Genomic DNA, 19,368 nt, shown 5'->3' on the forward strand with positions numbered 1-19,368 from the left:
CACCTGCCCCGGGCCAACCGTAAAAACATCAGGGAACTCCAGCCCCCCGCCAGCAGCCCAATGGGCCAGTACCCCATCACTTTCGGGCGCCACGCCTGGCCGGTCTTTCAGGAATTCACAGCATGTATGTAGAAGGTTTTTTCGAGTCACTCGGCGAGGCGTTCGGCTCGTTCATCCGTTTCATCGTCGACGCCCTGAGTGGCTTCTTCAACCTGCTGGGCGGCGCGGTGGCCAGCTTCATCGATGGCATGTCCGGCGCCCTGGGCGTCACCCCGTCGCTGCTGAGCATCGCCGTGCTGCTGATCGGCCTGATCCTGCTCTACAGCGCCGTACGATCCTTTCTCCGCGGCTCGGTGATCGGCGGCCTGATCTGGCTGTTCCTCGGCCTGTGGCTGCTCAGCGGGTTGATTCACTGAACACCGCTTTCAGCGGGTCGCCACGTTTCCGTACGCGCCACCGAATCCGCCATTCAGTCCTGCTGCAAACGGCGTAGCTGCTGCTGGCTCAGTTCCAGCCATTCCTTGTGCAGCGTGCGGTAGTGGCGGGCGGCTCGGCGAGCATGCGCCTGGATGGACTGCAGGTGTTGCAGCGCCTCGCGCTCGCGTCCCAGGCGGCAAAGCAGCAGGGCATAGCGGTAGGTCGCTTCGGGGCCGGCGTAGTAACGCACCAGGGCTTGATACTCCTCTTCAGCCAGGCGCTCCTCGCCAAGCGCTTCCAACGTGCGGGCATACAGGAGGTGGCCGTCCGCCGAACGAAAATCGGGGTTCCTGGCAATCAGTTCCTCGAGATTCTCGCGACAGCCCTTGAAGTCCTCCAGGGCGAAGCGCGCCCTGGCCAGGCCAAGCAATATGTCCGGCGCGGCGCCGGCGGTACCGCGCAAGGCAATCTGGTAATGACTGGCAGCCTCTTCGGCCTGGCCCAGGCGCAGCAGTTCTTCAGCCAGATTGACCCGGGTCTCGGGGGTGTCGCGGATTTCCAGTTCGTCGCGGAGCACGCGCAGGTGGCGCTGAGGATCGACGCTGTCGTGCAGACGGGAGATCGCACGGCGGCCTCGGCGACTGCCGAGCAGGTCGGGCAGCATGATGCCGAGAAAGTAGATCAGGCAACCCAGGCCCGGCAGGGCGATGATCAGGTACAGCCAGTATCGCTCCTGGTCAGTGCGTACGACATGAAGACCACAGGTGATCTGGCAGGCCAGAACGAGCAGGGCGAGTAGGGGCATGGCGATCCGGTCCTTTGCCGTGTGAACGAAACAGGCCTTAATCAGAACATGGATGCCGGCCGATTGTCAGTGAACCAGTCGCCTTCAGCGAACGCGAAAAAGCGCGCTTCCCCGCCGACCGCGCCCGACATCGGCGCCTTTGTCGGAAGCCAGGTGACCCAGCCGCATCCGCCGGCCAGAGGCGACGTTTCCCCCATCGCTCCCTATAATGCGCAGCCCAATGGGAGCCCCGCATGCTACGTGACGCCTGGCGCCATGCCCCGACCCACCGCAAGGTGTGGGCGCTGGCCGCACCGATGATTCTGTCCAACCTTTCCGTACCGCTGGTGGCGCTGGTCGACACGGCGGTGGTCGGCCACCTGCCGCACGCCCATCAACTCGGCGCGGTAGCGGTGGGCAGCAGCCTGTACGTGCTGATCGTCGGCCTGCTCGGTTTCCTGCGCATGGGCACCACCGGTTTCAGCGCCCAGGCCTGCGGCCGGGGCGATGGTGGCGCGTTGCGCCAGGTGCTGGTGCAAGGCCTGTTGCTGGCGGGCCTGCTGGCGCTGTTGCTGGGCCTGCTGGCGGTCCCCTTCAGTGGCGCCGCCCTGGGCCTGATGAAGCCGTCCAGCGAACTCGACGCCCTGACCCGCGAGTTCCTGCATACCCGCCTGTTCGGCCTGCCGGCGGCACTGGCCAATTACGCCCTGATCGGCTGGTTGCTGGGCACGCAGAACGCCCGGGCGCCGCTGGCGATCCTGCTGACCACCAACCTGCTGAATATCCTGCTGTCGCTGTGGTTCGTGATCGGCCTGGAGTGGCAGGTGCTCGGCGCCGCGCGCGCCGCCGTGCTGGCCGAATGGGGCGGGGCGCTGGTCGGCCTGGCCCTGACCCGTGACGTGCTGCGCCGGCACCCGGGGCGCATCCGCTGGGCGGCGATGGCCAGGTGGCAGAGCTGGCGCGCCCTGCTGGCGGTCAACCGCGATATCTTCCTGCGTTCCCTGGCGCTGCAGGCGGTGTTCCTGCTGATCACCATACAGGGCGCGCGCCTGGGCGATGCCACGGTGGCGGCCAATGCCCTGCTGCTCAATGGCCTGCTGATCACCGCCTACGCCCTCGACGGCCTGGCCCATGCCGTCGAGGCGCTGTGCGGGCATGCCATCGGCGCCCGTGATCGGCTGGCGCTCAGGCGCAGCCTGATCGTCGCCGGCGGCTGGTCGCTGCTGGTCGGCCTGGTGTTCGCCCTGGCGTTCCAGGCGGGTGGGCATCTGTTCGTCAATCTGCAGACCGACATCGCCGTGGTGCGCGATACCGCGCAAGCGTACCTGCCCTATCTCGCCCTGCTGCCGCTGATCGCGGTGTGGAGCTACCTGCTCGACGGCCTGTTCATCGGCGCCACCCGCGCCCGGGAGATGCGCAATGCGATGCTCGTCGCCCTGGCGCTGAGCATTCCCCTGGGCCTGCTCCTGCAGGGCCTGGGCAATCACGGCCTGTGGCTGGCCTTTCTCGCCTTCATGGCGTTGCGTGGCCTGACCCTGGGCCTGCTGGCCTGGCAACTGGCGCGCCGCGACATCTGGTTCGCGGCGCCAGGAGGCAAGTGATGCCAGACTGACGCCCAGGAAACGGTTAGATAGTGGTGAGTTGCAAGGCGATAGCGGCCTTCGGCCTTCGATCAAAAGCGCTTGAGGCGGGAAAGCTGGACGAAAGAGCCTGTGCGATTTGCTTGTCGTTCAGCCTCCAGCGCTCTTATCGGCCGTCCGCTTTAGCCATCGAATTTGATCGACTCGTTGCGTACCGATACGACAATAAACGCCATCCGTTCAACCCGGGAGTACGCCATGGCCAGCGCCATCGTCGCCTATCTGCACTATCTGTCGATCTTCGTGCTGTTCGCCCTGCTCACCTTCGAACATGTGCAGTTCAAGTTGCCGCTGGATCTGCCCAGAGCGCGCAGCCTGGCGCGCATCGACATGGCCTATGGCATCACCGCACTGCTGGTGCTGGGCAGCGGCCTGGCGCGGGCGCTGTGGTACGGCAAGGGTCCGGCGTACTACCTGCACAACGGCCTGTTCCATGCCAAGGTGACGCTGTTCGTGCTGGTCGGCCTGCTGTCGATAGTGCCCACCCTGATGTTCATCGGCTGGCGCGGGGCCCTCGGGGCCGGCCAGGTGCCCCGGGTCGATGAACGCCAGGGGCACCGGGTGACCCTGCTGATCCGTCTGGAATTGGGCCTGCTGCTGGTCATCCCGCTGCTCGCGGTATTGATGGCGCGCGGTTACGGGATGTTCGGGGCCTAGCCGCGATGCGTTCAGCGTTATCGAAGGCCAGTCGCGGCTGAAGCCCCTCCCACAGCATGCCGACAGTCAGGGCACCAGCGGCAGGTCGCGCTTGTGCTGGGTCTTGTCGTAGGTCTGCACGATGATCCGGTAGACCGACTCCTCGACCGGCTGCCCCTGCAGGAAGGCGTCGATGTCGTCGTAGGTGACGCCATGCACGTGCTCGTCCGGGATGCCGGGGCGTTCGTCTTCCAGATCCGCCGTCGGCACCTTGCCGACCACGCTGGCCGGCGCGCCGAGGCGCTCGGCGATACGCCGCACCTGCCCCTTGACCAGGCCGCTCAGCGGCGCCAGATCGCAGGCACCGTCGCCGAATTTGGTGAAGAAGCCCATCACAGCCTCGGCCGCGTGGTCGGTACCGATGACCAGGCCATCGCGCGCATTGGCCACGGTGTACTGCGCCAGCATGCGCATGCGCGCCTTGGTGTTGCCCAGCACGAAGTCACGGCGCGCGCTGGTCAGCCCGCCCAGTTCGCCGACCTGTCCGGCCAGGCCGCTCACCGCCGGGGCGATGTCGATGGTCAGCGCTTCGTCGGCGGCGATGAAGCCCAGGGCGGCCTGGGCGTCGGCCTCGTCGTGCTGCACGTTGTGCGGCAGGCGCACCGCGACGAAGCGGTAGCTGTCGTCCTGCTGCTGGCTGCGCAGTTGCTCCACCGCCAGTTGCGCCAGGCGCCCGGCCGTGGAGGAGTCGACCCCACCGCTGATGCCCAGCACCAGCACCTTGCTGCGCGCGGCCAACAGGGTGTCCTGGATGAAGGCGATGCGCCGGGCGATCTCGGCGTCCACATCGGCGTCCGAGGTGAAGGGGGCGATCACGCCCAGGGCGGTGGCGATTTCGGCTTGTCGATTGCTCATGAGGAAACCTCCTGATTGGCGTCGATACGGAAAACGTGTTTGAGATAGGCCACGAAGTTGGGGTCGCGACACTGGGTCTTGCCGGGGGTATCGGAGATTTTCGCCACCGGCTGACCGTTGCAGTCGATCATCTTTATCACGATATTCATCGGTTCGACACCGGGGATATCGCAGGTCAGGTTGGTGCCGATGCCGAAGCTGACCTGGATGCGCCCGTGCAGCGCGCGATACAGCTCCAGCGCCTTGGGCAGGGTCAGGCCGTCGGAAAACACCAGGGTCTTGCTCAACGGGTCGATACCCAGATTCTCGTAGTGCCCGATGGCCTTGTTGGCCCACTGCAGCGGGTCCCCGGAGTCGTGGCGCAGGCCGTCGAACAGCTTGGCGAAGTACAGGTCGCAGTCGCCGAGGAAGGCATCCATGGAAATGGTGTCGGTCAGGGCGATCCCCAGCAGGCCGCGGTATTCCTTGACCCAGCACTCCAGCGCCGCCTTCTGGCTGTCGATCAGCCGCGGGCCGAGCTGCTGGTGGGCCATGAACCATTCGTGGGCCATGGTGCCGATCGGCTTGAGTTCGAACTCGCGGGCCAGGTGCACGTTGCTGGTGCCGACGAAACGCCCCGGGAAATCGCGCTTGAGGATGTGCACCACCTCTTCCTGCACCCGGTAGGAAAAGCGCCGGCGGGTACCGAAGTCGGCAAGCTGGAAGCCGGCCAGCTCCTCCGCCGTGGCCTCGCCCTTGAGCCAGTCGAGCTTCTCGTACAAGCGCTCGCGCACCTGCTCGATGACCACTTCGCGATAACGGTAGCGGTTGCGCACTTCCGAGACGATGGCCAGCAGCGGGATCTCGTAGAGGATCACGTGCAGCCAGGGCCCGCGCACGCGGATCGACAGCTGCCCCGAGGCGTCGGTACCGACATGCACATAGCGCATGTTGAAGCGGAACAGGCTGAGGAAGCGGATGAAGTCGGCCTTGATGAAGGGGATTTTCTCCAGGTAGCTCAACTGGTCGGCCGTGATCGAGGTATTCACCAGTTGCTCGATCTGGTAGCGGATCTCGGCCAGGTAGGGGGTCAGGTCCTCGCTGCTGCGGCAGCGGAATTCCCACTCCACTTCGGCGTTGGGGTAGTTGTGCAGCACCGCCTGCATCATGGTCAGCTTGTAGAAATCGGTGTCCAGCAGGTTCTGGATGATGCTTGGCGCGAATACGCTCTCACTCATGGTCGCTCTCCTCGAGGCGGGCCAGCTCGGTGTCGAGTGCGCCGCTGTCGGCGCAGATGATGATGCCCTGCGCACGCATCTGGTCGATGGCCGCGGTCGCCCCGGCCTCTGAAATCGCCCGGCACGCCGGAAGATACAGCAGCACCTGGAATCCGCCAGCGCGTAATTGCAGGGCGGTGTTCTTCACGCAGAAGTCCAGGGCCAGCCCGCCGACCACCACCGCGTCGACCCCGGCCACGCGCAGGTACTCGATCACGCCGGTGCTGCGCTTGCCGGCCAGGTCGTGGAAACAGGCGCCGTAAGGGTGCAGGTCGGGTTCGACCCCCTTCCAGACGAAGAAGTCGTAGTCGATCGGCGCCGGCAGTTCGTCGAGCAGTTCGAAGCCCGGGGTGCCCGGCACACAGTGGCGCACCCAGGTCAGGTCGGCATTGGCGTGGCTCAGGGGCTGCAGCATCTGCGCATGGCTGGCCACCACCCAGAGCGCATTCGGCGCGTGGGCATCCTTGCTGCCCAGACGCAGGGTGCCACGGCGCGCCATCCGGTTGAGCGACGCGGCGATCTCATGGCCGCCGGCCACCGGCAGCTCGTCGGGGCACAGCTCGGTGAAACCCTTTTGCGCATCGACATCGAACGTGGCGATCTTCATCTGGCACCTCCTGTTCATGAATCCCGGCGACGATGGAAAACGTCGGGGGTGGCAACATATTCCACCAGGTGTATTATGTATGTCAACACCCACGACCAAGGAGTCGCGCCATGCTTCGCTCAACGCCTCCCTCTCTCGCCGACAGCTCGATGCTGGCATTCGCCGCCGGCAGCCAGACGGCCACCCGCCAGCGCTTCGCCGTGGCCGTGTACGGCGGCGCCTTCGACCCGCCCCACGCCGGGCATCTCAGCGTCATCCAGCGGGCGCTGACCTTGGCCGAGCGCGTGCTGGTGGTGCCGAGCTACCGGCATGCCGACGGCAAGCGGATGGTGGATTTTCCCCTGCGCTGCGCCTGGATGCGCCGCCTTGCCGCACGTTTCGGCGATCGGGTCGAGTGTTGCGAGGTGGAGCGGACGCTGGGCGAGCACGGCGCCGTGGTCTACAGCTACGATCTGCTGAGCCATCTGGCGCGGCAACTGCGGCTGCCGACCCGGGCCATGGCCCTGGTCATCGGCGAGGACAACCAGGCCCGTCTCGCCGGCTTTCACCGCGGGGCCGAACTGCGCGAGGCGTTCGGCCTGCTGGTGGCGCGCGAGGAGATGACGGTGCACAGCCGCGAGATTCGCGCGATGATCGCCACCGGCCAGGCGCTGCCGCCGGCCTGGCAGTTGCCGGAAACCGAACCCGAACTGATGGTCTACAGGAGTGCGATGTGAGTTCTGCAGAAGTACTGGCCAGCGTCGACCTGATCGCCCTGCGTATCGATCCGTCCAGCCAAGGCTTGCAGCTGTTGCTGCACCGCCGCGATCGCCAACCCTTCGCCGAGCAATGGGCGCTGCCCGGGGTGATCGTCAACGGCAGCACCCGCGATGCCACGCTGCAGGACGCCGCCCAGCGGGTGCTGCACGACAAGGCCCAGGTGCTGCCCAGGCACCTGGAGCAGGTCGGCACCGAAGGCAGCTCCAGCCGCGACCCGCGGGGCTGGTCGATGAGCACCTACTACCTGGCCTTGCTCGCCCCGGATACCGAGGCGGCCGACGAGCGCCTGCGCTTCGCCGCGCTGGACGAGGTGCTGACGGCGGCTATCGCCCTGCCCTTCGACCACAACCGCCTGGTGCAGCTGGCGGTGGAGCGCCTGGCCGGCAAATCGGTGTACACCAGCCTGCCGCTGTACCTGACGCCGGCGCGCTTCACCGTGCTCGACGCCCTGACCGCCGCCCAGGCGTGCCTCGGCACCACGGTGAACAACACCTCGCTGCGCAAGCGCCTGGAACGGATGAGGGAAGCCGGCTGGATCCGCGATACCGGCGAAAAGAACTTTCCCAAGATGGGCCGGCCGCAACAGCTGTTCGAGCTGACCGAACAGGCCGAGGGCGCCTTCGTCTTCGACCGCAGCCTGCTGACCGAGCGCGCCTGAGCCTACCGGCGCATAGCGCTGGCCAGACGCCGGGCCTGGTGCTCGACGGGAAAGAAGGTGCCAGCGGTAGACTGGCGACGTCCTCGGCCAAAAAGCCGAGCAGACGTTGAGCTGCAAGCCACAAGCTTCAAGCTAGAAGCGAGGCAACCTGTAGGATGGGTGAAACCCATCAATCGCCGATGGGTTGCACCCATCCTACGGCCGGCCGCTTTCGCCTTTGAACACCCCATCAGCCTGTCCGCCCGCTTGCCCTGGCGGACGCTCGTGTGGCATCACTCGGCGCGCCGCATGGGCATGCGGTCGATGCTGGAGAAGATCGCCTGCAGGTCGGCATCGGCGCCCTGCTGGATCTTCTTGCCGCCATCCTTGCCGAGCAGGATCACCTGGGGCCGCGCACGGCCGGCATCCAGCGCCAGCAGCAGGCGCTTGGTGGCGATGTCGTCCAGTGGCTGATCGTTGCGCCGCCCGTGTCTGCCGATCACCGTGTAGAGCACCATGTCGCGCTCGGCGAAGGCGGCGCGGTTGGCGGGCTCCTGCAGCGCCGCCCGCACGCGGGCCAGTAGCGGATCAGCGGCGTCGGCGGCGAGCACGATGAGCGGCCGCGTGTTCCAGCGTTCGGCCTGCAGCGGGTTGTTGTCCGAGGCTTGAACGGTGATGGCGAGCGTCGACAGTAGCAGGGCCAGAAAAGCGTTCATCGCAGTGCCTCCTTAATTACGGATGCCCCGCATCCAGGCGCCTGGCGCCAAGGCAGCCGAGTGGCGATTCATGGCACGACACGACGTTGCAGCATGGCCACCAGCGTATCGCCCCGGGGTCGGGGCTCCTACGCTAGCGCGCTCAGACCGGCGATTGCTGGGCTCGATGGCTGCTCAGGACGACAGGTAGGACGAGCGTGTCAGGCCCAGGCGCAGGGCATCGAGGAACTGGGTGCGCTCACGCGCGCCGATCCTGGCGCTGGCCACCTTGTCGCGGTAGTGGGTCATCAGTTCCTCGGGCGACAGGTGCACGTAGCGCAGCATATCCTCGATGGTGTCGTGGGTCTCGATGCCGGCGTGGTACACGCTGCCGTCCGGGTTCTGGTAGATGTTCACCGAGTCGGTGTCGCCGAACAGGTTGTGCATGTCGCCGAGGATCTCCTGGTAGGCGCCGACCAGGAAGATGCCCAGCACGTAGTCCTCGCCCTCGCGCAGCTCGTGCACCGGCAGGCTGGTCTCGATGGACTGCTCGTCGACGTACTGGTTGATCTTGCCGTCCGAGTCGCAGGTCAGATCCTGCAGCACGGCGCGGCGCAGCGGCTCTTCATCCAGGCGACCCAGCGGCAGGATCGGCAGGATCTGGCCGATGGCCCAGGTGTCGGGCAGGCTCTGGAATACCGAGAAGTTGCAGATGTACTTGTCGGCCAGCTTGTCGTTGAGCTCGTCGAGCACCTGGCGATGGGAACGCTGGCGGGCCTTGAGCTGGTTGTACAGGCGGCGGCAGATGGCGAAGTAGCACTGTTCGGCCAGGGCCTTCTGCGGCAGGTCGAGCTTGCCGGCGGAATACTGCGCGGCCACTTCGCTGACGTAGTGGGTGGCGCGCCAGTAGCTTTCGGCGACCATTTCCGGGTCGCTGTCGCCGAGCAGGTCGATCAGCACCTGCAGCACTTCCGGCTGCTCGACGCTGCGGTCGATGTCCGGCACCTCGTCGTTGTGCCGCTCGACGTCGGTGACCTGCACCAGCAGCACCGCGTGGTGCGCGGTCATCGCCCGGCCACTTTCCGAGAAGATGTGCGGATGGGGGATTTCCTGGCGGTCGCAGAACTCCTTGAGCATGTCGACCACGGCGTCGGCGTAGTCCTCCATGTCGTAGTTGATCGAGCTGGCGTTGCGCGAGTGGGTGCCGTCGTAGTCCACCCCCAGGCCACCGCCGACGTCGATGTGATCGACCGGCAGGCCGAGGGCGCGCAATTCGCCGTAGTAGCGGATGGCCTCGCGGAAGCCCTTGCGGTAGTCGGCGATATTGGCGATCTGCGAGCCCATGTGGAAATGCAGCAGGCGGATGCCCTGATCCAGGCCCGCGGCGCGGAAGCGCTCGACCACCGACAGCAGTTGCGCCGCCGACAGGCCGAACTTGGACTTCTCGCCGCCGGTATCGGCCCACTTGCTCGACGCCAGGGACGACAGGCGCACGCGCAGGCCGATCTGCGGCGCGACCTTGAGCTCGGCCGCCTCCTCGATCACCAGGGCGACTTCCGACTCCTTCTCGATGACGATGAACACGTTATGGCCGAGCTTCTGCCCGATCAGCGCCAGGCGGATGAATTCGCGATCCTTGTAGCCGTTGCAGACGATGGTGCCGCCCTTCGGCGCCAGGGCCAGCACGGCCAGCAGTTCGGGCTTGGAGCCGGCTTCCAGGCCGATGGAGACGTTCGGCGTGGCGATGATGTTCTCCACCACCGCCTCCTGCTGGTTGACCTTGATCGGGTACAGCGCAGTGTAGCGGTTGCCGTACTCCAGGCGCGCGATGCTGGCGTCGAAGGCGCCGGTGAGCTTGCGCACGCGATCCTGCAGGATGTCCGGGAAACGCACCAGCAGGGGCAGCGAAAGGCCGCTCTGACGCAATTCATCGACCTGTTCATGGAGGTCGATGGGGGTGCTGTTCGGCCCGTTGGGGCGCACTTCGACGCGGCCCGCCTCATTGATCGCGAAATAACCCGCGCCCCAATGGCGGATGCCATAGACGCTGCGGCTGTCCGCCACCGTCCACTGGCTTCCATCGTCCTTGCGTGTGCGTCGTGCGGCCATCGAGGTCTCCCGTAAATAATGAATGCAGCCGTGTCGGCAACGTATTGAAGATCAGTTTAGAAGGGCTGCACGACGACAAGGTTGCAGTCGCGGTAAAGAGCAACACCATTCAGCTTGAAGCTTGAAGCTGTGAGCTTACCGCTGCCGCTAACCGCCGGACTTCTTCGCGGTGAAGCCACGCTTCTGCAGTTCCGCGATGAGCAGTTCGACGTGATCGCCCTGGATCTCGATCACCCCGTCCTTCAGCGCCCCCCCGCAGCCGCAGCGTTTCTTCAGCACCGAGGCCAGCTCCCTGAGCGGCTCCTCCGCCAGCGGCACGCCACGCACGGTGGTCACCGTCTTGCCGCCACGGCCCTTGGTCTCGCGCCGTACGCGCGCCACGCCATCGCCCTCGGGGAGCGCCGTTGGCTTGCATACGCAGGCATCCACCGGCTGGGCACAATCGGGGCAGTGCCGACCGCTGTCGGTGGAGTACACCAGCCCGCCGAGGCCGGCAAATGAAGAGGCTTTCTTGACCACCGCGCGGGCCCTCGATAGGGGTCAGGATCGCGACAGGCCGACCAGCGTCGACCGCGAAGCGGCGCAGTTTAACGGCAAAGGCCGGCCATGCTAAGGGCAAAAATGCGCCATGGGCTGATGAATTGGCGACCGCCCGGCCCTGGCGCGGAAAGATCGCTTGGCGGCGAGCGCCGCAGCGGGTCGTGTTTCCCGGGTTCCTGACGCGGGGCTCGCTCCCCTCCTTCAAGGACGAGGGCCGGGATCGCGCACGATGACACCCGCCAGCAGGCGTCATCCGGCTTGGCGACGCGCCAGGTAATGCCGCAAAGCCTGCAGCGAATCCGGGCAATAGGCTTTCGCCCGAGCCTCGCGCAGCGCCGCCTGCGGGCTCATGAAGCAGGCCTCCAGCACCTCTTCGGGCTGCAGCACCAGGGGCGCGTCGGACACCGCCGAGAACACCGCGCACCACAGGCGGTTGTCCGGCTGGTCGAAGAAGAAACGGCCCTCCTCGAGCAGCCGCGCATCACCGATACCCAGTTCCTCCTGCAGTTCGCGGGCCGCCGATTGCGCATAGCTTTCGCCGGCGGCGACCATGCCCCCGGCGGCCACGTCCCAATAACCGGGGTATACCGCCTTGCTCAGGGTGCGCCGGTGCACGCACAGCTCGCCGGCGGAGTTGAACAGCAGAATGAAGGTGCCGCGGCCGACCAGCCCGCGGCGGCGCAATTCGGCACGGGGCAGCTCACCGAGCAGCGTGTCCTGCTCGTCGACCCAGGCGATCAGTTCGGCATCGGACGCGGCGCGATGCGCCACTTCCGCTTCGCAGGTGACCGCCACGATCAGCCCTGGGACAACAGTTGACGCAGGTCGATGACCGCCGCGTTGGCCCGCGAGATATAGTTGGCCATGACCAGCGAGTGGTTGGCCAGGATGCCGTAGCCGCTGCCATTGAGGATCATCGGGCTCCACAGGGTCGCCTGCGCGGCCTCCAGCTCACGGATGATCTGCCGCACGCTGACGGTGGCGTTCTTCTTCGCCAGCACGTCGGCGAAGTCCACTTCGATGGCGCGCAGCAGGTGCGACAGCGCCCAGGCCTGGCCACGCGCCTCGTAGAACACGTTGTCGATCTGCAACCAGGGCGTTTCGTAGCTGCGCTCGGTGACGGCCGGCACTTCGCCCGGCGCCAGGGCGTCGGGATCCTTCAGGTCGCTGTTGAGGCGCACCTGGCCAACGCTGGCGGACAGCCGCTGCGACAGCGAACCGAGACGGGTGGCGACATCGCCGAACCAGTTGTTCAGGTTATCGGCGCGGGTGTAGAACTGCGCTCCGCTCTGGCTCGGGTCGGACAGTCGCGCCAGGTAGCGATCCAGGGACTTGAGGCCCTCGCGGTACTCCGACTCGGCGGCCGGCAGCGCCCAGCTCTTGTTGTCGAAGTTGAAGCGCGGCTCGGCCCGGGCCAGATCGCCATCCTCGGTGGACTGCGACTGCGAACGGGCGAAATCCTTGCGCAACGCCCGTGACAGGTCGCGCACCTGCACCAGTACGCCGTACTCCCAACTCGGCATGTTGTCGAGCCACAGGCCCGGCGGGGCCAGATCGTTGGACAGGTAGCCGCCCGGCTTGTCGAGCAGGGTCTGGGCGACCTGCTTGAGGGTTTCCACCGTGGTGTAGCCGCTGACCACCTGGCGCTGGGCACTGTCGGCCGCCGCCTGGACACGCTGCTGTACCGGGAAGCGATCCGGCTCCTGGCTCCAGTACCAGCCCACCACCAGCGCCACCAGCAGGTAGAGCCCCAGCAGGCCCGCCACGAGTCGACCGATTCGCCCACCACGGCGCCGAACACTGTCTGCAGAGCCCTCGCCGCTACGCGCGCCTGAGGTGCGGTTCTTCCAATCGAGCATGGCAATATCCTTTGATCTACGACATTCGGGGGTTTCGACCACAAGCCGCTGCCAGTGTTGCGCCGAATGCAGGGGGATGCTGCAAATGACGAACAACCTGCGATCCGGCCACGCGGCGGGTTCGCTATTGCGAAGCGCGCGCCGCGGCACAGTATCCGGCCAGCGACAGGAGGCACTATAAGGGAAGCGCGCCCCGCTGCGCAGCGCTCGACGGCAAACTCGAGCATCGGGCCGGCCTGCCGGAACCATCCAGCTGCAGGCGGGGTCGGCATGCAGCCGGCCGTGGCGCCCTTCGATCCAGCGCCATGCGAGGCCATTCACAGTATTGGCGCCAAGGTAATGGCAAAACCCCCAAGCGGTGGTAGCATACAGCCATCACGCGGTAGCGATTCGCCACCCATAGCAGACTACGGGCCATGACCGAGCACGAAGATCCAAGCCGCGACCGACTGAAGCAGCACTTCGCCCAGCGCGTCATCCACCAGGCACGCCAGGTACTGGAAGTCTGGCAACGCCTGCAGCGGGCCGAGTGGAACGACAACGGCATGCAGGAACTGCACGAAGCGGCGCTGCTTCTGCAGCGCTATGCCGAGCGCTTCGATCAGGTCGAGCACAGCCACCTGGCGCAGCGCATCGCCGAAAGCCTGAGCGCCGTGAAGGCCAACCACGGGCGCCTCAACAGCGCGGTGATCAGCGACCTCAACCAGCTGATGCAACGGCTGTCGCGCACCGGCCTGCGCCACGGCGACCGTTTCGAGCAGACCGTGCTGCCCCCGCTGCGCAAGCCGGTGTACCTGGCCCTGCAGCACCTGGAACGGGCCGAGCGCCTGGCCCAGCAGCTGGAATTCTTCGGCATGAACGCCCAGCCCCTGGACACCGCCAATGCCTTTCGCGAGGCGATGCTCGAACGCCATCCGGCGGCCATCCTCATGGAGATCGACTTCGCCGGCCCCGGTAACGGCCTGCAACTGGCCCAGTCCATCCAGGCAGGCCTGGCGGAAAAGATCCCGCTGCTGTTCTACAGCCACGAGGACACCGACACCCCGACCCGTCTCGCCGCCGTGCGCGCCGGCGGCCAGGAATTCTTCACCGGCACCCTGGACGCCTCCAGCCTGCTGGAACGCGTCGAGGTGCTCACCCACGTCGCCCAGTACGAACCCTATCGCGTGCTGATCGTCGACGACTCCCGGGCCCAGGCCACCCATACCGAGCGCGTGCTCAACAGCGCCGGTATCGTCACCCGGACCCTGACCGAGCCGATCCAGGCCATGGCCGAACTGGCCGAATTCCAGCCGGACCTGATCATCCTCGACATGTACATGCCCGAATGCAGCGGCACCGAGCTGGCCAAGGTGATCCGCCACAACGATCGCTACGTCAGCGTGCCGATCATCTACCTGTCCGCCGAAGACGACCTGGACAAGCAGCTCGACGCCATGAGCGAAGGCGGCGACGACTTCCTCACCAAGCCGATCAAGCCACGTCACCTGATCGCCACGGTGCGCAACCGCGCCGACCGGGCGCGCAACCTCAAGGCACGCATGGTGCGCGACAGCCTCACCGGCCTGTACAACCACACCCACACCCTGCAACTGCTCGAAGACGCCCGCTACCGCGCCCAGCGCGATGCGCAGCCGCTGAGCTTCGCCATGCTCGATATCGACTTCTTCAAGAAGGTCAACGACAACTACGGCCACCCCATGGGCGACCGGGTGATCAAGAGCCTGGCCCTGTTCCTCAAGCAGCGCCTGCGCAAAAGCGACCACATCGGGCGCTACGGCGGCGAAGAGTTCGCCGTGGTCATGCCGCATACCGATGCCAGGACCGCCGCCAAGGTGCTCGATGAGATCCGCCGGCGCTTCGCCGAGATCCACTACCCGGCACAACCCCAGGACCTGTCCTGCACCTTCAGCTGCGGCATCGCCGAACTGCAGGGCGACATGGACAGCAAGCACCTCTCGCAACAGGCCGACGAAGCCCTCTACGCAGCCAAGCATGGCGGCCGCAACCGCGTCGAAGTATTCGGCTGAGACAACGGATCCGCCGGCGAAAGCGGCCTTCGATTAAAAACGCTTGAGGCTGGAAAGCTGGACGAAAGAGCCTATGCGGTTTGCTTGTCGTTCAGTCGTAGGGTGGACGACGCTTCATCCGTCCACCGCTCCGCGATCGCAAGGGTGGATGAAAAAAGCGTCATCCACCCTACGCTCTTGAAGCTTGAAGCTTGAAGCTTGAAGCTTGAAGCTTGAAGCTTGCCCCACAGCGTCATACGCCTGTCATCGATACGCAATAACTTACCGATACGTCGCCGCACTGCATGGCGCAGTGCCACCGTTCCGTAGTCGGTCGAGTTCTATGCGCCTGAAAACCCTCACCAACCTCAACACCCTGCTGCTGGTCGGGGTCGGCATCGCCCTGGGGACCACGCTGTGGTGGTCACAACGGGCGCTGGAACGCCCCTATGCGCTGATGGAGCAGTACCTGGACATGGCGCAGCAGTTCCAGCACGAGGCCGCGGGCAACATCCTCGGCTACCTGGACAGCGGCGACGCGCTGAAGCACAGCGCCGCCCTGCAGGCCCTGGATACCCTACAGCAGTCGCTGGGGCAGTTGCCCATGACCCTGGCCGGCGATCTGGGCAGCAGCCTGGACGAACTGAAGGCGTTCAGCGCCAGCGAGCTGCTGGCCGCCGGCAAACTGGCCGGCGATCCCCAGGGGCTGCTGATCCAGGCGGAACGGGAAATGGCCGGCAACCTGGCCCTGCTCGCCCAGTACGCCGACGAGGGCGGGCGCGAAGCCGCCCAGGACTATCGCCGGCCCCTGTTCGAAGCCGCGCAGCACCTGGCGCGCCTGGCGCTGGCCCGCGACAAGCTGGTCAGCAGCGGGCGCAGCGAACTGGCCGCCGACGTCGAGCGCGAAGTGCAGGCCCTGCAAAGCCAGGCCCAGGCCCTCGACGCCCTGCCGCTGCTCGGCGTGACGCAGCAGAGCGCATCGGGCAGCGCCGCCTTCGCCTCATTGCTGGGCCTGGGCACCGACGACAGTCAGGACAGCGAAGCCGAGGATCGCGGCATCGGCCTGAAACGCGACCTCGGCAGCCTGCTCGGACGCTACCCGGGCGAGCTGGCGCGCACCCGTACGCTCATCGAACAACGCGCCCAACTGTCCGCCGCCACCCGCGCACGCCTGGATGCCGTGCAGCAGGCGTTCACCGCGCTGGAACCCCAGGTGCGTGCCGAGCACGGCCGCATTCAGAGCGAAGTGCGCCTGCTGCTCGGCGCCATGGTCGCCCTGATCCTGCTGATCGCGCTGATCATCGACACCCTGCAACGGCGCCTGGCCCGCCTGCTCGGCCGCCTGGTGCCGGCACTGTCCGCCTGGGCCGCCGGCGACTTCGCCCAGGACATCCACCTGGCCACCAAGACCCGCGAGCTGCGCGACATCGAAGAATCGCTGAATCGCCTGCGCGCCTACCTGGTGGATCTGGTCGGCACCATTCGCCAGCATGCCGGACAGGTCGCCGGCTCCAGTCGCACCCTGGCCGATCTCAGTGGCGGCCTGCACGATGACGCGCAACGCCAGGCCGGCGATACCGCCCAGATCCGCGACGCCCTCGGCGAACTCGAGGCGACCATCCTGCAGGTGGCCGGGGACGCCAGCCAGACCGCCGGCGCCAGCCGCGACGCCGACCGTATCCTGGTGCAGAGCCAGCAGATCATTGGCAACAGCCTCACCGGCCTGCACGCGCTGGTCGAGGAAGTACAGGGCAACGCCCAGGCCATCGAACGCCTGGCCGAGGAAACGGGCACCATCGGCAGCGTGCTGACGGTGATCCGCGGCATCGCCGAACAAACCAACCTGCTCGCCCTCAACGCCGCCATCGAAGCGGCCCGCGCCGGCGAGGCCGGCCGTGGCTTCGCCGTGGTGGCCGACGAAGTACGCTCGTTGTCGCAGCGTACCAGTGCCGCCACGGCGCAGATCCAGGAGGTCATCGGCCGCCTGCAGCAGGCCGCCAATCAGTCCGTGGGGGCCATGCGCAGCCAGGTCGAACATGCCGAAGCCACCGCCAGCCAGGCCAGAACCGCCGATGGCGCGCTGGACGAAATCGTCACCGCGATCCGCACCATCGCCAGCATGGCCGGACGTATCGCCGACGCCACGGCGTACCAGGGGAGCTCCGTCGGCGAAATCCGCGACCACAGCGAACGCATCCACCGGCTGGGCGCCGACAACCTGCTACGCATCGGCCAGGGCCGCGCGCAGAGTGGCGAGCTGCAAGAGTTGAGTGGCCAGTTGAACCAGGCGGTGCAGGCGTTTCGCGTGTAAAAAAGCTGGAAGCTGGAAGCCTCAAGCAAAAGCACTGACACTCCAGCTTCTGGCTTCTGGCTTCTGGCTTCTGGCTTCTGGCCTCCAGCCTCCAGCCTCCAGCTTACGTTATCATTGCTCGTCCCCAATCTTACGAGCTCCCCATGCCACGCTTCCTCTGCCTGCTGCTGTTGCTCATCGTCGTGCCGGCCGGCGCCGGTGTGTTCGACAGCCGCCCGAACGCCGCGCCCCTGGGCGCAGCGCTGAACAACAGCGCGGAGTTCCTGCCCGTGCGCGAGGCTTTCAGGCTGAGCCTGGTCGACAGCTCGCCCACCTCGGCGACCCTGCGCTTCGTCGCCGCCGAGGGCTACTACCTCTACCGCCACCAGTTCAAGTTCCAGGTCGAACCCGCCGAACTGGCCGGCGCCCCCGTCGAGCTGCCGGCCGGCCTGCACAAGACCGACGAGTTCTTCGGCGACGTGCAGGTGTTCTACGAAGTGCTGGATGTCGAGGTACCGCTGAACAACCCCGACAAGCGCCCGCTGAACCTGCTCGTCACCTACCAGGGTTGCGCCGACAAGGGCCTGTGCTATCCACCGGAAACCGAGACGCTGGCCATCAATGGCGGCCTCGGCGACACTGCCGCGGGCGGTGCCGTGCCGGCCGGCTGGCGCTGGGTCGACCTGGCCCTGTTCTTCGCCGCCGGCCTGGGGCTGACCTTCACCCCCTGCGTGCTGCCGATGTTGCCGATCCTCTCCGGCGTGGTGCTGCGCGGCCGGCCGAGCAACCGCCGCGGCCTGGTGCTGTCGCTGGCCTATGTCCTGCCCATGGCCGCCTGCTACGCGCTGCTCGGCGCCCTGATGGGCCTGTTCGGCGCCGGTCTCAACCTGCAGGCGATGCTGCAATCGCCCTGGGTACTGGTGCCCTTCGCGCTGTTCTTCGGCCTGTTCGCCCTGGCCATGTTCGGGATCTTCGACCTGCGCCTGCCGGCGTTCATCCGCGAGCGCCTGGATCGCCAAGCCGACCGCACCCGGGGCGGTACCATCGCCGGCGCCGCGACCCTCGGCGTGCTCTCCAGCCTGATCGTCTCGCCCTGCATCACCGCGCCGCTGACCGCCCTGCTGCTGTACATCAGCAGCACCGGCGATGCCCTGGGCGGCGCCCTGCAGCTGTTCGCCCTGGGCCTGGGCATGGGCACCCCGCTGGTGATCTTCGCCGCCGGCGGCGGTGCCCTGCTGCCCAAGTCCGGCACCTGGATGGTCACGGTGCGCAACGCCTTCGGCGTGATGCTGCTGGCGGTGTCGATCTGGCTGCTGGAGCGGGTGCTGCCCGGCAGCCTGTCCCTGGCGCTGTGGGGCCTGCTGGCCGCCGGCGTGGCCCTGTTTCTCGGCGCCCTCGAGTTCACCGTCAAGAGCGCCCGGGGCAAACTGGCCCAGCTCGCCGGCCTGGCGCTGCTGGTCTACGCCCTGGCGGCGTGGACGGGTGCCTTGCAGGGCCAGGACGATCCCCTGCGCCCGCTCGGCAGCGCCGCGGGCGGCAACTCGGCGGCCACGGCCAAGGCCGGCAGCTGGCAAACCGTCACCACGCCGGCCGAGCTGGACGCGGCGTTCTCCCAGGCACGCAGCAGCGGCCAGCCGCTGCTGCTGGACTGGTACGCCGACTGGTGCGTGAGCTGCAAGAAGATCGAGCGCGAGGTGTTCGGCTCGCCCCAGGTGGGCGCGCAACTGGCCGACTATCATCTGCTGCGCTTCGACATGACCGACAGCACCGCGGCCCAGCGCGCCGTGCTCGACCGCTACAAGCTGTTCGGCCCGCCGGCGATCCAGCTGTTCGATGGCCAGGGCCGGGAATGGACCGACCTGCGCGTGGTCGGCGAAGTGAGCGCCCAGGCATTTTCCGAGCGGCTGAGCCGGGCACGGGAACGATTCTAGGCAATCCAGTCACATATTTGGCACAACCTGCGGACATCGTGCTGTCTACTCCCGAAAACTGGACAGCCCGGCGACAACTCTGGCAGAGTCCGCGCAGCTAAAAAGCGCCCAGGGTCTGTTGACGTTTCAGCACGACCGCGCCGGAGCCCGTTTTGCCGCGAGGCAAGGCACGAGCTGCGAAGTTTAGCGGGCTAAATGAGCCGGCGAGAAACGCCGCATCGCGGCAAAACGGGCCCGGCCCTGCGGGTTGCGCGGGAAATCTCGCCATGCGTTGTTGGAGGACT

At 66.7% G+C, this 19,368-nt stretch carries 17 protein-coding genes; 8 read left to right on the forward strand and 9 right to left on the reverse strand.

Translation table 11 applies throughout. The features are described 5' to 3' along the window. Positions 1–122: 122 nt before the first annotated feature. A complete protein-coding gene (locus tag DNK34_RS04270; protein ID WP_131174280.1) occupies positions 123–416 on the forward strand; it encodes a hypothetical protein in 294 nt (97 codons plus the stop codon). Between the two features lie 53 nt (positions 417–469). On the opposite strand, the gene DNK34_RS04275 is transcribed toward DNK34_RS04270, so the two are convergent. Continuing rightward, positions 470–1,222 carry a tetratricopeptide repeat protein gene (locus DNK34_RS04275; RefSeq protein ID WP_131174281.1) on the reverse strand — a complete coding sequence of 251 codons (753 nt, stop codon included), beginning with the start codon at positions 1,220–1,222 and terminating at the stop codon, positions 470–472. Between the two features lie 233 nt (positions 1,223–1,455). Here DNK34_RS04275 and DNK34_RS04280 point away from each other — a divergent pair, with 233 nt between their 5' ends. Together DNK34_RS04280 and DNK34_RS04285 are read left to right on the forward strand one after the other, a co-directional pair. Continuing rightward, positions 1,456–2,802: an MATE family efflux transporter gene (locus DNK34_RS04280; protein ID WP_131174282.1), complete on the forward strand. Its 1,347-nt coding sequence runs from the start codon at positions 1,456–1,458 to the stop codon at positions 2,800–2,802. A 237-nt stretch (positions 2,803–3,039) separates the two neighbouring features. Next, entirely contained in the window at positions 3,040–3,498 is a 459-nt protein-coding gene (locus tag DNK34_RS04285) for a DUF2214 family protein (RefSeq protein ID WP_131174283.1), read from the forward strand. Between the two features lie 66 nt (positions 3,499–3,564). On the opposite strand, the gene nadE is transcribed toward DNK34_RS04285, so the two are convergent. From nadE to DNK34_RS04300, 3 genes are read right to left on the reverse strand one after another with little or no spacing between them, the layout of a single operon-like run. Then, on the reverse strand, positions 3,565–4,392 hold the full coding sequence (gene nadE / locus DNK34_RS04290) for an ammonia-dependent NAD(+) synthetase (protein ID WP_131174284.1): 828 nt from the start codon (positions 4,390–4,392) through the stop codon (positions 3,565–3,567). Then, positions 4,389–5,609 carry a nicotinate phosphoribosyltransferase gene (gene pncB, locus DNK34_RS04295; protein WP_131174285.1) on the reverse strand — a complete coding sequence of 407 codons (1,221 nt, stop codon included), beginning with the start codon at positions 5,607–5,609 and terminating at the stop codon, positions 4,389–4,391. The genes nadE and pncB overlap by 4 nt, the downstream gene beginning before the upstream one ends. Continuing rightward, on the reverse strand, positions 5,602–6,255 hold the full coding sequence (locus DNK34_RS04300) for an isochorismatase family protein (RefSeq protein WP_131174286.1): 654 nt from the start codon (positions 6,253–6,255) through the stop codon (positions 5,602–5,604). The genes pncB and DNK34_RS04300 overlap by 8 nt, the downstream gene beginning before the upstream one ends. A gap of 110 nt (positions 6,256–6,365) precedes the next feature. Here DNK34_RS04300 and DNK34_RS04305 point away from each other — a divergent pair, with 110 nt between their 5' ends. After that, entirely contained in the window at positions 6,366–6,971 is a 606-nt protein-coding gene (locus DNK34_RS04305) for an adenylyltransferase/cytidyltransferase family protein (RefSeq protein ID WP_242675113.1), read from the forward strand. Further along, a complete protein-coding gene (locus DNK34_RS04310; protein WP_131174287.1) occupies positions 6,968–7,672 on the forward strand; it encodes an NUDIX hydrolase in 705 nt (234 codons plus the stop codon). Before DNK34_RS04305 ends, DNK34_RS04310 begins: the two co-directional genes overlap by 4 nt. A gap of 272 nt (positions 7,673–7,944) precedes the next feature. On the opposite strand, the gene DNK34_RS04315 is transcribed toward DNK34_RS04310, so the two are convergent. From DNK34_RS04315 to DNK34_RS04335, 5 genes are all read right to left on the reverse strand, one after another. Continuing rightward, the gene (locus DNK34_RS04315; RefSeq protein ID WP_131174288.1) at positions 7,945–8,367 is read right to left on the reverse strand and encodes a DUF4174 domain-containing protein; all 423 of its coding nucleotides are present in this window, start codon (positions 8,365–8,367) and stop codon (positions 7,945–7,947) included. A gap of 174 nt (positions 8,368–8,541) precedes the next feature. Beyond that, the gene (gene speA / locus DNK34_RS04320; RefSeq protein ID WP_131174289.1) at positions 8,542–10,455 is read right to left on the reverse strand and encodes an arginine decarboxylase; all 1,914 of its coding nucleotides are present in this window, start codon (positions 10,453–10,455) and stop codon (positions 8,542–8,544) included. A gap of 147 nt (positions 10,456–10,602) precedes the next feature. Continuing rightward, complete coding sequence (locus DNK34_RS04325) at positions 10,603–10,974, reverse strand: translation initiation factor Sui1 (protein WP_131174290.1); 372 nt, start codon at positions 10,972–10,974, stop codon at positions 10,603–10,605. Positions 10,975–11,244: 270 nt separating this feature from the next. Beyond that, positions 11,245–11,790: an NUDIX hydrolase gene (locus DNK34_RS04330; protein ID WP_411269296.1), complete on the reverse strand. Its 546-nt coding sequence runs from the start codon at positions 11,788–11,790 to the stop codon at positions 11,245–11,247. Positions 11,791–11,792: 2 nt separating this feature from the next. Then, positions 11,793–12,854, reverse strand: a complete 1,062-nt coding sequence (locus tag DNK34_RS04335) for a DUF2333 family protein (RefSeq protein ID WP_131174291.1) — start codon at positions 12,852–12,854, stop codon at positions 11,793–11,795. A 416-nt stretch (positions 12,855–13,270) separates the two neighbouring features. Here DNK34_RS04335 and DNK34_RS04340 point away from each other — a divergent pair, with 416 nt between their 5' ends. The 3 genes from DNK34_RS04340 to DNK34_RS04350 all read left to right on the forward strand — a co-directional run bounded on the left by DNK34_RS04340 (position 13,271) and on the right by DNK34_RS04350 (position 19,084). Beyond that, positions 13,271–14,884 (forward strand): diguanylate cyclase, encoded by a 1,614-nt coding sequence (locus DNK34_RS04340; RefSeq protein WP_131174292.1) that lies wholly within the window; start codon positions 13,271–13,273, stop codon positions 14,882–14,884. A gap of 322 nt (positions 14,885–15,206) precedes the next feature. Continuing rightward, a complete protein-coding gene (locus DNK34_RS04345) occupies positions 15,207–17,174 on the forward strand; it encodes a methyl-accepting chemotaxis protein (RefSeq protein WP_131174293.1) in 1,968 nt (655 codons plus the stop codon). Positions 17,175–17,317: 143 nt separating this feature from the next. Then, a complete protein-coding gene (locus DNK34_RS04350) occupies positions 17,318–19,084 on the forward strand; it encodes a protein-disulfide reductase DsbD (RefSeq protein WP_131174294.1) in 1,767 nt (588 codons plus the stop codon). The last annotated feature ends 284 nt before the right edge of the window (positions 19,085–19,368 follow it).

The organism is Phytopseudomonas dryadis (genome assembly GCF_004327355.1).
Taxonomy (GTDB): domain Bacteria; phylum Pseudomonadota; class Gammaproteobacteria; order Pseudomonadales; family Pseudomonadaceae; genus Aquipseudomonas; species Aquipseudomonas dryadis.

Bases quoted from the DNA above. Each gene is read 5' to 3' on its own strand.
- speA (WP_131174289.1), bottom strand. From the start codon at position 10,455: ATGGCCGCACGACGCACACGCAAGGACGATGGAAGCCAGTGGACGGTG.
- DNK34_RS04315 (WP_131174288.1), bottom strand. From the start codon at position 8,367: ATGAACGCTTTTCTGGCCCTGCTACTGTCGACGCTCGCCATCACCGTT.
- DNK34_RS04350 (WP_131174294.1), top strand. From the start codon at position 17,318: ATGCCACGCTTCCTCTGCCTGCTGCTGTTGCTCATCGTCGTGCCGGCC.
- DNK34_RS04285 (WP_131174283.1), top strand. From the start codon at position 3,040: ATGGCCAGCGCCATCGTCGCCTATCTGCACTATCTGTCGATCTTCGTG.
- DNK34_RS04280 (WP_131174282.1), top strand. From the start codon at position 1,456: ATGCTACGTGACGCCTGGCGCCATGCCCCGACCCACCGCAAGGTGTGG.
- DNK34_RS04305 (WP_242675113.1), top strand. From the start codon at position 6,366: ATGCTTCGCTCAACGCCTCCCTCTCTCGCCGACAGCTCGATGCTGGCA.
- DNK34_RS04345 (WP_131174293.1), top strand. From the start codon at position 15,207: ATGCGCCTGAAAACCCTCACCAACCTCAACACCCTGCTGCTGGTCGGG.
- nadE (WP_131174284.1), bottom strand. From the start codon at position 4,392: ATGAGCAATCGACAAGCCGAAATCGCCACCGCCCTGGGCGTGATCGCC.
- pncB (WP_131174285.1), bottom strand. From the start codon at position 5,609: ATGAGTGAGAGCGTATTCGCGCCAAGCATCATCCAGAACCTGCTGGAC.
- DNK34_RS04335 (WP_131174291.1), bottom strand. From the start codon at position 12,854: ATGCTCGATTGGAAGAACCGCACCTCAGGCGCGCGTAGCGGCGAGGGC.
- DNK34_RS04270 (WP_131174280.1), top strand. From the start codon at position 123: ATGTATGTAGAAGGTTTTTTCGAGTCACTCGGCGAGGCGTTCGGCTCG.
- DNK34_RS04275 (WP_131174281.1), bottom strand. From the start codon at position 1,222: ATGCCCCTACTCGCCCTGCTCGTTCTGGCCTGCCAGATCACCTGTGGT.
- DNK34_RS04300 (WP_131174286.1), bottom strand. From the start codon at position 6,255: ATGAAGATCGCCACGTTCGATGTCGATGCGCAAAAGGGTTTCACCGAG.
- DNK34_RS04340 (WP_131174292.1), top strand. From the start codon at position 13,271: ATGACCGAGCACGAAGATCCAAGCCGCGACCGACTGAAGCAGCACTTC.